Source organism: Franconibacter helveticus LMG 23732, assembly GCF_000463115.2.
GTDB lineage: Bacteria > Pseudomonadota > Gammaproteobacteria > Enterobacterales > Enterobacteriaceae > Franconibacter > Franconibacter helveticus.
This window is the reverse complement of sequence record NZ_AWFX01000005.1, coordinates 72,880-87,494: the sequence shown is the minus strand read 5'-3', so window position 1 is coordinate 87,494 and position 14,615 is coordinate 72,880. Positions and strand designations below refer to the sequence as shown.

Genomic DNA, 14,615 nt, shown 5'->3' with positions numbered 1-14,615 from the left:
GAGCTCCCGATGATTCATTCTGCAATGAAACCCACTGAAGAACATTCCGCAGCCGATATCATTGTTCGTATTGGTAGCTTAACGCGTATGCTGCGTGACAGCCTGCGTGAGCTTGGTCTGGATCAGGCGATTGCGGAAGCAGCCGAGGCTATCCCGGATGCCCGGGATCGTCTTGATTACGTTGTGCAAATGACGGCGCAGGCCGCAGAGCGGGCGCTTAACAGCGTTGAAGCTTCGCAGCCGCATCAGGATGAACTTGAGAAGGGCGCCAAAGCGCTGAGCAAGCGCTGGGACGCATGGTTTGAAAACCCTATCGAGCTGAGCGATGCGCGTGAACTGGTGACCGACACCCGTCAGTATCTGTCGGACGTGCCAGGACACACCAGCTTCACCAACGCGCAATTGCTGGACATCATGATGGCGCAGGATTTCCAGGACCTTACCGGCCAGGTTATCAAGCGCATGATGGATGTGATTCAGGAAATCGAGCGCCAGTTGTTGATGGTGCTGCTGGAAAACATGCCGGAGCCGGCTGCGCGTCCGAAGCGGGAAAATGAAAGCCTGCTTAACGGCCCGCAGCTTGACGCCACTGCCGCAGGCGTTGTCGCAAGCCAGGATCAGGTTGACGACCTGCTGGACAGCCTGGGCTTTTAATGGCGGGGTAAACACCATCCTGTAAGGGTGGTGTTTACTTATCCTGGCAGGAGAGCAAAACGGGCATGGGCCTGTAAACGCGTTTCCCGCTTCCTCAGTTATCTTCCCGTGTCTCAACAGCAGACCGAGCGGAAAAAGGGGAGCGGCACTAACCGGCATGTCGCTGATCTCTATCCACTTACGTGAACAGAGCGCATTTTTTGCGCCACAGCAAGCCATGCTTGTTTTGTGCCCGCCACCGCATCGGTGAAAAGCTAAAGCCAGAAAACCCGTCATTAACCTTCTTTTATTCCGCCATTAGCTTTTTGTAGCTCTGTCATGCTACTCACGAAAATTTACCTGTGAGACGACGAGCGTGGCTGGAGATAGCGACGAGGACAAAACAGAAGCCCCCACACCCCACCGACTAGAAAAGGCGCGTGAGGAAGGGCAAATCCCCCGTTCCAGAGAGCTGACCTCCCTGCTAATGCTGCTGGTAGGGTTAAGCGTTGTCTGGATGGGCGGGGAGTCGCTCGCCCGTCAACTGGCCGCGATGCTTTCCGGCGGCCTGCATTTCGACCACAGCATTATTAATGATCCAGGGTTAACCGTAAGCTTCATCAGCACGCTGATTAAACAGGCGCTACTGGCGCTGATGCCGCTGATGATAGGCCTTGTCATGGTCGCGATTGGCGCGCCGATGTTGCTGGGCGGCGTACTGTTCAGCGCGAAATCCATCGCCTTCAACCTCGGCAAGTTGAACCCCATCTCCGGCGTTAAGAAGCTTTTTTCCTCGCAGGCGCTGGCGGAGATGCTCAAAGCGCTGATGAAAGCGACGCTGGTCAGCATTGTGACGGGCTGGTACCTCTGGCATAACTGGCCCGATATGCTGCGGCTGATAAGCGAGCCGCCCATCGAGGCGCTTGGCAACTCGCTTAATCTGGTCGCGCTGTGCGGTTTGCTGATTGTCATGGGCCTGGTGCCTATGGTGGGCTTCGACGTGTTCTGGCAGATCCACAGCCATGTGAAAAAACTGCGCATGTCTCGCCAGGATATCCGTGATGAATTTAAAGACCAGGAAGGCGACCCGCACGTTAAAGGGCGTATTCGCCAGCAGCAGCGTGCTGCGGCGCGCCGTCGCATGATGGCCGATGTGCCTAAAGCGGACGTTATCGTCACTAACCCGACACACTACTCTGTTGCTTTGCAGTATGACGAAAACAAAATGAGCGCGCCGAAAGTGGTGGCGAAAGGCGCGGGGCTTGTGGCGCTGCGCATTCGCGAAATTGGCAACGAGCATCGCATTCCGATGCTGGAAGCGCCTCCGCTGGCGCGTGCGCTCTATCGCCATGCGGAAATTGGACAACAGATCCCAGGCCAGCTTTACGCCGCAGTGGCGGAAGTGCTGGCCTGGGTTTGGCAGATTAAACGCTGGCGTACCGCTGGCGGCATGATCCCGAAAAAACCTGAAAACCTTCCGGTGCCTGCCGCACTGGATTTTATGAATGAGAAGGACACTGATGGCTAATCTGGTGGCTATGCTGCGCCTGCCGGGCAATCTGAAAACGACGCAATGGCAGATCCTTGCCGGGCCGATACTTATTCTGCTGATCCTGTCGATGATGGTGCTGCCGCTGCCAGCCTTTGTTCTCGACATGCTCTTCACCTTTAATATCGCGCTCTCCATCATGGTGTTGCTGGTAGCGATGTTCACCCAGCGCACGCTGGAGTTTGCGGCGTTCCCGACCATTCTGCTCTTCACCACGCTGCTCCGTCTGGCGCTGAATATCGCTTCCACGCGTATTATTTTGCTGGACGGGCATACGGGCGCGGCGGCGGCGGGCAAGGTCGTGGAAGCCTTCGGCCACTTTCTGGTGGGCGGCAACTTCGCCATCGGCATCGTGGTCTTTATCATTCTGGTCATCATCAACTTCATGGTCATCACCAAAGGCGCCGGGCGTATTGCGGAAGTGGGCGCGCGCTTCGTGCTGGATGGCATGCCTGGTAAACAGATGGCTATCGACGCCGATCTTAACGCCGGGCTGATTGGTGAAGATGAAGCGAAAAAGCGCCGCTCGGAAGTTACGCAGGAAGCGGACTTCTACGGTTCGATGGACGGTGCGAGTAAATTCGTGCGCGGCGACGCCGTCGCCGGTCTGCTCATCATGGCCATCAACATTATCGGCGGTCTGCTGGTTGGCGTGATTCAGCATGGCATGCCGGTAGGCCAGGCGGCGGAAGCGTATACCTTGCTGACCATTGGCGATGGTCTGGTAGCGCAAATCCCGGCGCTGGTTATCTCTACCGCCGCAGGCGTTATTGTTACCCGCGTCGCCACTGAACAGGATGTTGGCGAACAGATGGTCACCCAGCTGTTCAACAACCCGCGCGTTATGGTGCTGAGCGCCGCGGTGCTCGGCCTGCTTGGCATGGTGCCGGGCATGCCGAACTTTGTTTTCCTGCTCTTTACCGCCGCGCTGCTGGGCCTCGCCTGGTGGATGCGCGGGCGTGAAACGGCGAAAGCGGAAGCGCCGCAGCCTGTGAAAGTGACAGAAAACCCGCAGGTCGTAGAGGCCACCTGGAGCGACGTGCAGCTGGAAGACTCGCTGGGCATGGAGGTGGGCTACCGGTTAATTCCTATGGTCGATTCCCAGCAGGATGGCGAGCTGCTTGGCCGTATCCGCAGCATTCGTAAGAAATTCGCGCAGGAGATGGGCTTCCTGCCGCCGGTCGTGCACATCCGTGACAACATGGATCTGCCGCCTGCGCGCTACCGCATTCTGATGAAAGGCGTGGAGATCGGCAGCGGCGAAGCGTATCCGGGGCGCTGGCTGGCGATTAACCCTGGCACGGCGGCAGGCTCGTTGCCGGGCGAGCAAACCGTCGATCCCGCTTTCGGTCTTGCCGCCATCTGGATTGAAAGCGCGCTCAAAGAGCAGGCGCAAATCCAGGGCTTTACGGTCGTTGAGGCAAGTACGGTCGTGGCGACCCACCTTAACCACTTAATCGGGCAGTTCGCGCCTGAGCTGTTTGGCCGTCAGGAAGCGCAGCAGTTGCTCGACCGCGTCTCGCAGGAGATGCCGAAACTGACCGAAGATTTAGTGCCGGCCATCGTCACCCTCACCACCCTGCATAAGGTGCTGCAAAACCTGCTGGCGGAGAAAGTGCCGATTCGCGACATGCGCACCATCCTTGAGACGCTGGCCGAGCATGCGCCGGTGCAGAACGATCCGCATGAACTCACCGCGGTGGTGCGCGTGGCGCTGGGTCGGGCCATCACGCAGCAGTGGTTCCCGGGCAACGGTGAAGTGCAGGTTATTGGGCTGGACACGTCGCTTGAGCGTTTGTTGCTGCAAGCGTTGCAGGGCGGCGGCGGTCTTGAGCCGGGGCTGGCTGACCGTCTGCTTGAGCAGTCCCAGGCGGCGTTGCGTCGCCAGGAGATGATGGGCGCGCCGCCGGTGCTGCTGGTCAACCATGCGCTGCGCCCGCTGCTGTCGCGCTTTTTACGCCGCAGCCTGCCGCAGCTGGTGGTGCTCTCGAATATGGAGCTTTCGGATAACCGCAATATTCGCATGACGGCGACCATCGGAGGCCAGTAATGCGCAGGTTATTGTGGTTGCTGATGCTGCCCTTACTGGCTCACGCCGCAGGCGAAGGCGCGTGGCAGGCAAGCAGCAAAGGCATCAGTCTGGGCTATCGCGGACAGGTTATCTCTTCGTTGCCGCTGGCGCCTGCGCAACCGCCAGACGGCCTGATGACGCTGGTCGCCTGGCGTTATGAGCTCATCGGGCCGACGCCCGCCGGGCTGCTGGTGCGCCTGTGTTCGCAATCCCGCTGTACTGAAATAGAGGGGCAAACGGGCACGACGCGCGCTTTCGCCAACGTGCCAGCCAGCGAGCCGCTGCGTTTCGTCTGGGAAGTGCCAGGCGGCGGCAAGCTTTTCCCGCCGCTGCGGGTGCTCAGCAATCAGGTTATTGTTAACTACCGCTAACGGCGCTTTTCTTTATTCTTCAACGTCCTCTCACGGGCCTGCTAAATATGACGGCTGGCCCGCATTTTTAAACTCTCGCTTTGAACCCTGTGAAACGCTGTTTTATAAATCGGTGAAGCCGATAACGGAACTCTTTGTATTTTTGCCAGTTCCGACCGGGCGGTGGCAAAAAGAAAAAGGTTTCCCCTGCGCCTTACTTTTACTTTAGCCGTGACAGCGTTAATGGCGCCTCTGCCTGGCCGGAGGCTTCCAGCATAAAACACAGGGTTGACGGCAATGAAAACGCGTAAAATTGGACTCGCTAATTACCTCGCTTATGGTTCAGGCGATTTCCTCGGCGCAGGAACCACCGCGCTGACGGCGGCCTGGCTGCTTTACTTCTACACCACCTTCTGCGGGCTGACGCCCATCGAGGCGACTTTTATCTTTGCCATGGCGCGCGTGCTCGATGCCGTGGTCAGCCCGCTAATGGGCTTCCTCACGGATAACTTCGGCTCTACCTGGCTTGGCAAACGTTTTGGCCGCCGCAAGTTCTTTATTCTGCTCGGCATTCCCTGCGTCTTTAGCTACTGCCTGATGTGGGTCGGCGGCATGAACTACTGGTATTACCTGCTGACTTATCTGGTGTTTGATGTGGTCTACACCATGATTCTGGTGCCTTATGAAACGCTGGTGCCGGAGATGACCGACGACTTCAAACAGAAAACCAAATTTTCCGGCGCGCGCATTTCTATGGCGCAGATGTCCGCCATCCTCGCTTCCTTCCTGCCGGGCATCCTTATCAATCACTTCGGCAAAGACAACGCCGTCTCTTTCTTTTACGCGAGCGTGGTCTTTGCGGTGCTGTGCGCCATTATGCTGACGCTGGTCTGGATCTTTACCTGGGAGCGGCCGCGAGAAGAGTGGACGCAAGCCGCCTTGCGGGCGGAAGAGGAGAAGAAAAGCCTGACGCTGCGCCAGAGCCTGAGCCGCCTGACAACGGAATTAAGCTCAACGCTGCGCATCAAGATTTTCCGCCAGCATCTTGGCATGTACCTCGGCGGCTATATCGCCCAGGACGTGTTTAATGCGGTGTTCACTTACTACGTGGTTTTCGTGCTGATGCAAAGCCCGTCGATGGCGTCTAACCTGCTCGGCACCATGGCTATTCTGCAATTCATCGCCGTTATCGGCATGATCCCGCTCTGTATTCGTTTCGGGCCAGCGCCTTCTTACCGTCTGGTGGTGGTGCTGTTTGGCTTAAGCTCCATCTCTTATGCGGTGCTTTATTACGCCGGGCTGAGCGACGTTTACTCTCTGCTGCTGCTGGTTTCGGCGATGGCCGGGCTGGGGCGCGGCGGTATCAACTACGTGCCATGGAACACTTATACCTATATAGCGGATGTCGATGAAGTGATCACCGGCCAGCGCCGCGAAGGGATTTTCGCCGGCATCATGACGCTCACCCGTAAAGCGTCGCAGGCTGGCGCAGTGATGCTGGTAGGCATTGTCATGCAGTTGTCCGGCTTCGTTTCCGGTCAGAGCAGCCAGCCGCCTGCCGTCAGCCATACCATTCTGTTGATCCTGAGCGTTGGCACCGTGCTGGTGCTGGCCTGCGGTTTTCTTGTCTCGCTGCGCTTTAAGCTCAACCTGAAAACCCACAGCGTGCTGCGCGAAGAGACCGCCAAAATGCGGGTCGCCAACCGCGCGGTGCCGGAATCGGCTACTCCGCAGGCGCGTGCGACCGTAGAGATGCTGGCCGGCATGCCGTATGAAAACCTGTGGGGCAATAACAACATCGGTTTTCTCAATCGCCATAAGCCCGCGGCGCCTTCGCTTAAAGAGGAGCGCGATCTGAATTCGTCACCCATCAGAGGATAAGTAAATGATTGTCTATCCTGTCAAACACAGCGCGCTGCTGCGCCAGCCGGAACGTTTTATCGCCCGGGACGAGCTAAAATCCCTCATCCGCAAGATGACGGATAATCTGGTCAATATTAAGGATGAAACCGGTCAGTTTTTGCTGCGCCTGGATGACGGGCGGGTGATAGACACCAAAGGCTGGGCCGGCTGGGAATGGACGCACGGCGTCGGGCTTTACGGCATGTATCACTATTATCGCCAGACGGGCGATGAGCAGATGCGCGATGTCATCGACAGCTGGTTCGCCGACCGTTTCGCCGAAGGCGCGACCACCAAAAACGTCAATACCATGGCGCCGTTTTTGACGCTGGCGTACCGCTATGAAGAGACGGGCAACCCGGCGCTGCTCCCCTGGCTTGAAAGCTGGGCGGAGTGGGCAATGTATGAGATGCCGCGCACTGAACACGGCGGCATGCAACACATTACCCTTGCTGAAGAAAACCATCAGCAAATGTGGGACGACACGTTGATGATGACGGTGCTGCCGCTGGCTAAAATCGGCAAGCTGCTCGGCAAACCGGAGTATGTGGAAGAGGCGGTGTATCAATTCCTGCTTCACGTGCAGAACCTGATGGACCGGGAGACCGGGCTCTGGTTCCACGGCTGGAGCTACGAGGGCAACCATAACTTCGCCAGCGCCCGCTGGGCGCGCGGCAACAGCTGGTTGACCATCGTCATTCCTGATTTCCTGGAACTGATGGACTGGCCGGAAAACAACGCCACCCGCCGCTACCTGGTTCAGGTGCTGGAAAACCAGGTCGCGGCGCTGGCGAAGTGTCAGGACGACAGCGGGCTCTGGCATACGCTGCTTGACGATCCGAAATCCTATCTGGAAGCCTCTGCGACAGCCGGGTTTGCTTATGGGATTTTGAAAGCGGTGCGTAAACGTTACATCAGCAAGGCGTACGCGCCCGTAGCGGAGAAAGCCATTAAAGGCGTGATCGCCAATATCTCGCCGCAGGGTGAGTTATTGCAGGTTTCATTCGGCACCGGAATGGGGCGCGATCTTGAGTTTTATCGCCAGATCCCGCTGACCTCGATGCCTTACGGCCAGGCGATGGCTATTCTCGCCCTGACGGAATTTCTGCGGGCTTATTTGTAAAAAAAAGCCCGCCGGAGGGCGGGCTGTTTCACTGTCAGAACCGGAAAACGCCCGCCGCAAGCGGGCTTTTTCGTTTATTACATACGCTCGACGGTTTCGATACCGAGTGTATCCAGACCCAGTTTCAGCGTTTTCGCCGTCAGCAGCGCCAGCTTCAGACGGCTGTTGCGAACCTCGATGCTTTCCGCGCTCAGGATCGGGCAGTGCTCATAGAAGCCGGAGAACAGGCCCGCCAGGTCGTAAAGGTAAGCGCACATAACATGCGGCGTGCCTTCGCGCGCGACCACAGCCAGCGTCTCTTCAAATTGCAGCAGGCGGGCGGCGAGCTGCGCTTCGCGATCTTCGGTGATAACCACCGGCGCGCTGAGCAGAGCGCTTTCGTCAATTTCCGCTTTGCGAAATACAGAGAGCACACGGGTATAGGCATACTGCATATAAGGGGCGGTATTGCCCTCAAACGCCAGCATGTTATCCCAGTCGAAGATGTAGTCGGTGGTGCGGCTCTTGGAGAGATCGGCGTATTTCACCGCGCCAATACCCACCACGTGCGCCAGTTTTTCCAGCTCTTCGGCGGACATGTCCGGGTTCTTTTCGCTCACCAGACGGCGTGCGCGATCCAGCGCTTCGTCCAGCAGTTCGGAGAGCTTGATGGTGCCCCCGGCGCGGGTTTTGAACGGTTTGCCATCCTTGCCGAGCATCATGCCGAACATATGGTGCTCCAGCGGCACGGATTCTGGCACATAACCCGCTTTACGCACGATGGTCCATGCCTGCATCAGGTGCTGGTGCTGGCGGGAGTCGATGTAATAAAGCACGCGGTCGGCGTGCAGCGTCTCGTAGCGGTATTTTGCGCAGGCGATATCCGTGGTGGTGTAAAGGTAGCCGCCATCCTTTTTCTGGATGATGACGCCCATCGGCTCGCCTTCTTTATTCTTGTACTCGTCGAGGAAAACAACCGTTGCGCCTTCGCTCTCTACCGCCAGACCTTTGGCTTTGAGATCCGCCACGATGCCCGGCAGCATCGGGTTGTAGAGGCTTTCGCCCATCACGTCGTCGCGGGTCAGCGTCACGTTCAGGCGTTTATAGGTTATCTGGTTCTGGGTCATGGTGATGTCGACGAGCTTGCGCCACATCTCGCGGCAGTATTCGTCGCCGCCCTGAAGTTTCACCACGTAGCCGCGCGCGCGCTCGGCGAAGGCTTCGTCTTCGTCGTAGTGCTTTTTCGCTTCGCGGTAGAAGCCTTCGAGATCCGCCAGCGCCATTTCGCCGGCGTTTTCCTGCTGCTGTTTCTCAAGGTAGGCGATCAGCATGCCGAACTGGGTGCCCCAGTCGCCGACGTGGTTGGCGCGAATGACTTTATGGCCGAGGAATTCCAGCGTGCGCACCGCGGCGTCGCCGATGATGGTGGAGCGCACATGACCCACGTGCATCTCTTTCGCCACGTTCGGCGCGGAGTAGTCCACCACAATGGTTTGCGGCTCGGCGGCTTTCGCTACGCCCGCGCGTTCAGACGCCACGGCGGCGTCGATGTTTTTCGCAAGGAACTGCGGGTCGAGGAAAATATTGATAAAGCCCGGCCCGGCGATTTCCACTTTGCTGGCGATCCCGGTGAGGTCGAGATGGGCGATGACCTGGTCTGCGAGTTGTCGCGGCGCCATGCCCAGTTTTTTAGCGACTGCCATCACGCCATTGGCCTGATAGTCGCCGAACTGCACTTTGGCTGACTGACGAACCTGCGGTTCGCAATCCGCAGGCGCGCCTGCGGCAATCAGTGCCTGACTGACTTTATCGGAGAGAAGAGCCTGAATATTCACCGGGATACCTTACGTTACGCTCGCCGCCTGTTTTTATCCGCCAGGGCGACGACAATGGAAAAAATAAGGCGGGAAGTATACTGCATTTGACAACAGGCGTCAGCCCGGCTGTGACAGGGGTTATCATGCGCCGCTCGCCAGGGTAGATTAGCGCCTTTTGACGCACAGAGAGAAGCCCATGAACTGGCAGGCCATTGACGAACTGACTGACATCGCCGGGGATTTGCCCCGTTTCACCACCGCACTGACCGGCCTTGCCGCACGACTGGGGCTGGATCTCGCCCCGCTGAACGCCGACCACATCTCCCTGCGCTGCCACCAGAACGCCACGGCGGAGCGCTGGCGCGACGGGTTTTTGCAGTGCGGCGAGCTGCTCTCAGAAAATATCATTAACGGGCGGACTATCTGCCTGTTCCGCCTGCATGAACCCGTTTGCGTCGACCACTGGCGCTTTCATATCGTCGAGCTGCCCTGGCCTGGCGAAAAACGCTATCCGATTGAGGGCTGGGAACATATTGAGATCGTGCTGCCGGGCGCGCCGGAAACCTTAAACGCCCGCGCGCTGGCGCTGCTTTCTGACGAAGGGTTAGCCCAGCCGGGCATAGCGGTAAAAACCAGCTCGCCGAAAGGGGAGGGGGAACGCCTGCCTAATCCCACGCTCGCCGTAACCGACAAAACGGTCACCATCAAGTTTCATCCTTTTTCCATTGAAGAGATTGTGGCGAGCGAACAACAGGCGTAGCTGCGGCGTAACAGGGCGGCCCGTCGGCGGGCCGCCCTGTTTTTGCACTATAGTTAATGAGGACTTTTCACAGGAGAACAACGAAAAGGAAAGCGCATTCCATCGACCTGACGGGAGAGACCAATGCAGCAGAACGCAGAGAATACCCGGACCGACGCCCGGCAAGAGGAGCAGGGCTTGCGTCGCTCCATCCTTATTCACCGCTCCCCTGAGGAGCTTTATCACCTCTGGCGCGATCCCGGCACGCTGCCGCGCATCATGCATCATTTCGCCATTATCACTATTCTGAGCGATACCTCCTCGCGCTGGCAGGTGAAGCTGCCCCTTGGCCGCAAACTTGAGTGGGACGCGCATATCGTGGACGAGCAGCCCGGGCGCTACATCAGCTGGGCGTCGGACGACAAAGCCAGCGTGCCTAACGCCGGCAGGCTCTCTTTCCAGCCCGTTTCCGACGAGCGGGGAACCGAAGTGACGCTCGCCATGCATTTCGACCCGCCCGGCGGCTTTCTTGGCGAATGGCTGTCGAAAAAAATGGATGTGGTGCCGGAGGCGATGTTAAGCCAGGCGCTGCGTCGGTTTAAAAGCCTTGCCGAAACCGGAGAGATAGCCACTAACGTGCCGCAACCTGCGGGGCGCCACGGGGGAATGGATAAAGCGGAGGAGTAAGCGTATGCGAGCACTATGCTGGAACGGCGTAAATGATTTAAAAGTGGAAACGGTAGCGGACCCGGTTCTCGTTAACCCGCACGACGCCATTATTAAAGTAGGGTTGACCACGACCTGCGGTTCGGATTTACACGTTATTGACGGCCTTATCCCCAGCATGGAAGAAGGGGATATTTTAGGCCATGAGTTTATGGGCGAAGTGGTGGAAGTCGGGCCGGAGGTGAAACATATCCGACGCGGCGACCGGGTTGTGGTGCCTTCTTTTATCGCCTGCGGCTCCTGCTGGTACTGCCAGCACCATCTCTATTCCTGCTGCGATAACACCAACCCTAACGCCCACATGCAGGAAAAAATCCTCGGCTACCCGACAGCGGGCATCTATGCCTACAGCCATGCCTTTGGCGGCTATGCGGGTTCACATGCGGAATATGTGCGTGTGCCTTTTGCCGATAACGACTGCTTTGTGGTGCCGGATGCGGTTTCCGATGAGCAGGCGCTGTTTTTATCCGATGCCGCCCCGACGGGCTATATGGGCGCCGACTTTTGCAATATCCACCCGGGCGACACGGTGGCGGTCTGGGGCTGCGGCGGCGTGGGCTTAATGGCTGCGCAAAGCGCGTACCTTATGGGCGCGGAAAAAGTGATTGCTATCGACCGCTTCCCGGAAAGGCTGGCGATGGCGCGCGATCTGGTGGGCGCCATTGCGCTCGATTACACCAAAGTGGATATCTATGAAGCGCTGCTTGAGATCACCCACGGACGCGGGCCGGACAGCTGCATTGATGCCGTCGGCATGGAGGCGCACGGGGAAGGGTTGCAGTACGCCTATGATAAAACGAAGCAAACGCTGCGTATGCATACGGACATCGGCACCGCGCTGCGCCAGGCTATCTACTGTTGTCGCAAGGGCGGCACGCTCTCCATTCTTGGGGTTTACGGGCTGATGGATAAATTCCCGCTCGGCGTGGCGATGAACAAGGGGTTGACCATCCGTACCGCGCAGCAGCATGGCCAGCACTATATGAAAGCCTTGCTGACCCATGCCGAGCGGGGCGAGTTGCGTACTGACTTTCTCGCGACGCACCGCTTTTCGCTGGAAGACGCGCCGCGCGGCTACGAAATGTTCAAAAGCAAAGAAGATGGCTGCGTGCGGGCCATCTTCAAGCCTTAACGGCGGCCTGCAAACGGCGTATCGCCTCGTCAAGCGTGGCGGCGGTGCAGCCGAAGTTAATGCGCACAAACTGCGCTTCGCCGAAGTCCTGGCCTTGCGAAAACCCTAACCCGGCGTCGTGGAAAAAGCGCGTCGGGTTTTCTGCCTCCAGGCCGCTGGCATCCACCCAGGCAAGATAGGTGGCTTGCGGCGGCGCCACGCGCAGGCCGGGCAGGGCGTTTATCGCGCTGCATAACCTGTCGCGGTTGCGGCGCAGGTAGTCGCACTGCGCCGCAAGCCACGGCTCGCCGTCGCGCCAGGCGGCTTCAGCAGCGGTTAACGCCAGCACATCCACATGCGGCACAATACCCGCCATCGCCTGGCTAAAGCGTTTACGTAGCTCAGGGTTGGGAATAATCGCCACCGACGCGCCCAGTCCTGCGATGTTAAAGCTTTTGGAAGGCGACATCAGCGTAATGCTGCGCCGGGCCGCCGCTTCATTAAGCGAGGCAAAAGGCGTATGGCGCACGCCCGGCTCAAGCAGCAGATCGCAGTGGATCTCGTCGGAACAAACGATCAGATCATGCCGCTCGGCAAATTCCAGCTGCGCGAGCAGCTCTTCGCGGCTATAAACCGTCCCGCCGGGATTTTGCGGATTACAGAGCATCAGCAGTTCTTCCCGGCCGGTAAGCTTCTCTTCAACCGCCGCCAGATCGATAAGCCAGCGGTTATCGATAAGCTGTAATGGCGCAAGCAGTTGCTGACGCTGCGCGAGCGCGGCGGCCCGGCGAAAAGGCGGATAGATGGGCGTGGGCGCGATGGAAAGCGCATCGCCCTGCGTAAACGCCCGGACGCAAAGGTTAAGGGCGCTGACAACGCCCGGCATAAAAACCAGCCATTGCGGCTCCACTTTCCACCCGTAACGCCGCTCGCACCAGTTAATCGTGGCTTCTTCAAGCCCCTGCGGATGAGCGCCGTAGCCGAAAACGCCATGCGCAACCCGGCGCTGCAACGCTTCTGTAATGCAGTCTGGGGCGCGAAAATCGGTGTCCGCCACCCACATGGGCAACACGGCTTCGCCATATTTATTCCACTTCACGCTGTCGCTGTGACGGCGGTCGATACCCTCATCAAAATTGAATGTCATGATTTGCTCCTGCTTAACGGTTACTTCAGACTAGCACCAGGAAAAATCGAGACAACTGCTGACAGTATCAAGGGAGAAATCAATGGCTTTGCTGGAAATTTGCTGTTACAGCCTGGAGTGCGCCATGACTGCTGAACAGGCCGGGGCAGACCGGATAGAGCTTTGCGCTGCGCCTGCGGAGGGGGGGCTTACCCCCTCGCCCGGAATGCTGCGGCGCGTACGCGAAAGCGTAAGCATTCCGGTGCATCCGATTATCCGTCCACGCGGCGGCGACTTTTGCTACACCGATGAAGAGTTCGCCGTGATGCTGGAAGACATCGCCTTTGTGCGCGAGCTTGGCTATCCCGGCTTGGTGACTGGCGTGCTGAATGAAGAAGGTGAAGTGGATAGCGCGCGTATGCAAAAAATTATTTACGCGGCAAATGGTATGGCGGTCACGTTTCACCGCGCCTTTGATATGTGCGCTAACCCGTTGAAAGCGCTTGATGAATTATCGGATTTAGGCGTTGCGCGCATTCTGACTTCCGGCCAGCAGCCGACAGCAGAGCAAGGACTTTCATTATTAAGGGAACTAAAAGCACATTCCCGTGCTCCAATCATTATGGCCGGTGCAGGTGTACGGCTCAGCAACCTCAGCGCATTTATCGCCGGGGGAGTTGATGAGCTTCATAGCTCAGCAGGTAAGCATGTGGCTTCGCCAATGCGCTATCGCAACGCGAATGTCTCTATGTCTTCCGGCGCCCATGCCGATGAGTACTCCCGCTACGTGGTGGATGGCGAAATGGTCGCCGCCATGAAAGCAGCGCTCACGCCGACCCGCAATTTTTCATAACGCCCGTTTTTTACCGCGCATCATGTCGCCCAATATGATGCTTGCTCGTACCAGGCCCCAATGTGTTGTTGGGGCTTTTTTTATTGTTTTTTGCCGCTGCGCCACGTCACGCCCCAGGCTTTTTGTTTAACCCCCCTTATTTTAGCTTCATTTTCAAAAAGTACAGGCGAAGAATCAAAATGGTGTTTTCGTGCGGTGTTGTCTTCTGACCAGGCATATTTCGCCAGAATGTACTAGCTTTATTGTGAAACATGTCACATGAGGAGACTGATATGAAGAAAACACTCGCAATGGGCGTACTGGTAGGGATGTCTTTATTTCTTTCGGCGTGCTCAAGCAGCAATTATGCCATTCACACTAACGACGGCCGCACGATTGTAAGCCAGGGCAAGCCCGAAGAAAGTGAGGCAGGGCTGCTGGGTTATAAAGATGCCAACGGCGTGAAGCAGCAAATTAATAAAGCCGATGTAAAACAGCTGGTTGAGATTAAACACTGAGTGGGCTGTTCGCATAAAAAATAACCGCCGTAAGGGCGGTTATTCTTTTTGCAGGCGTTACAGAAACAGGCCGACGCTTAATTTTTCTCGCCGATGAAATAAACCCAGAATGTGGCGGGAGTCCAAACCCGAAAAAGCA

The 14,615-nt window shown here is 57.7% G+C and carries 13 protein-coding genes; 11 read left to right on the top strand and 2 right to left on the bottom strand.

The annotated features are described in order from the left end of the window. Positions 1 to 9: 9 nt before the first annotated feature. The 6 genes from cheZ (at position 10) to bglB (ending at position 7,628) form a co-directional block, all read left to right on the top strand. Positions 10 to 654 (top strand): protein phosphatase CheZ, encoded by a 645-nt coding sequence (gene cheZ, locus DW56_RS01610; protein WP_024552272.1) that lies wholly within the window; start codon positions 10 to 12, stop codon positions 652 to 654. 355 nt (positions 655 to 1,009) lie between these two features. Next, positions 1,010 to 2,161, top strand: a complete 1,152-nt coding sequence (gene flhB, locus DW56_RS01605) for a flagellar biosynthesis protein FlhB (RefSeq protein WP_024552271.1) — start codon at positions 1,010 to 1,012, stop codon at positions 2,159 to 2,161. Next, positions 2,154 to 4,232, top strand: coding sequence for a flagellar biosynthesis protein FlhA (flhA, locus tag DW56_RS01600; RefSeq protein WP_024552270.1), 2,079 nt, complete (start codon positions 2,154 to 2,156; stop codon positions 4,230 to 4,232). Before flhB ends, flhA begins: the two co-directional genes overlap by 8 nt. Beyond that, positions 4,232 to 4,624, top strand: coding sequence for a flagellar protein FlhE (gene flhE, locus DW56_RS01595; protein WP_024552269.1), 393 nt, complete (start codon positions 4,232 to 4,234; stop codon positions 4,622 to 4,624). The genes flhA and flhE overlap by 1 nt, the downstream gene beginning before the upstream one ends. Positions 4,625 to 4,900: 276 nt before the next feature. Continuing rightward, the gene (locus DW56_RS01590; RefSeq protein ID WP_024552268.1) at positions 4,901 to 6,484 is read left to right on the top strand and encodes an MFS transporter; all 1,584 of its coding nucleotides are present in this window, start codon (positions 4,901 to 4,903) and stop codon (positions 6,482 to 6,484) included. A 4-nt stretch (positions 6,485 to 6,488) separates the two neighbouring features. After that, complete coding sequence (gene bglB, locus DW56_RS01585) at positions 6,489 to 7,628, top strand: beta-galactosidase BglB (RefSeq protein WP_024562301.1); 1,140 nt, start codon at positions 6,489 to 6,491, stop codon at positions 7,626 to 7,628. A gap of 77 nt (positions 7,629 to 7,705) precedes the next feature. Here bglB and argS read toward each other — a convergent pair whose 3' ends face one another. Beyond that, the gene (argS, locus tag DW56_RS01580) at positions 7,706 to 9,442 is read right to left on the bottom strand and encodes an arginine--tRNA ligase (protein ID WP_029589712.1); all 1,737 of its coding nucleotides are present in this window, start codon (positions 9,440 to 9,442) and stop codon (positions 7,706 to 7,708) included. 178 nt (positions 9,443 to 9,620) lie between these two features. On the opposite strand from argS, the gene DW56_RS01575 reads away from it, so the two are divergent. The 3 genes from DW56_RS01575 to DW56_RS01565 all read left to right on the top strand — a co-directional run bounded on the left by DW56_RS01575 (position 9,621) and on the right by DW56_RS01565 (position 12,021). After that, positions 9,621 to 10,184: a VOC family protein gene (locus DW56_RS01575; RefSeq protein ID WP_024562176.1), complete on the top strand. Its 564-nt coding sequence runs from the start codon at positions 9,621 to 9,623 to the stop codon at positions 10,182 to 10,184. 123 nt (positions 10,185 to 10,307) lie between these two features. Further along, positions 10,308 to 10,850 (top strand): SRPBCC family protein, encoded by a 543-nt coding sequence (locus DW56_RS01570; protein ID WP_024553868.1) that lies wholly within the window; start codon positions 10,308 to 10,310, stop codon positions 10,848 to 10,850. Between the two features lie 4 nt (positions 10,851 to 10,854). After that, positions 10,855 to 12,021 (top strand): zinc-dependent alcohol dehydrogenase, encoded by a 1,167-nt coding sequence (locus tag DW56_RS01565; RefSeq protein WP_024553869.1) that lies wholly within the window; start codon positions 10,855 to 10,857, stop codon positions 12,019 to 12,021. Here DW56_RS01565 and DW56_RS01560 read toward each other — a convergent pair. Further along, entirely contained in the window at positions 12,011 to 13,147 is a 1,137-nt protein-coding gene (locus tag DW56_RS01560) for a MalY/PatB family protein (protein ID WP_024553870.1), read from the bottom strand. The two genes, DW56_RS01565 and DW56_RS01560, sit on opposite strands and share 11 nt — an antisense overlap. 82 nt (positions 13,148 to 13,229) lie before the next feature. Between DW56_RS01560 and cutC the strand changes: the two genes are divergently transcribed. Next, entirely contained in the window at positions 13,230 to 13,979 is a 750-nt protein-coding gene (gene cutC, locus DW56_RS01555; RefSeq protein WP_024562177.1) for a copper homeostasis protein CutC, read from the top strand. 272 nt (positions 13,980 to 14,251) lie between these two features. Next, positions 14,252 to 14,476, top strand: coding sequence for a YgdI/YgdR family lipoprotein (locus tag DW56_RS01550; RefSeq protein WP_024552380.1), 225 nt, complete (start codon positions 14,252 to 14,254; stop codon positions 14,474 to 14,476). Positions 14,477 to 14,615 lie beyond the last annotated feature (139 nt).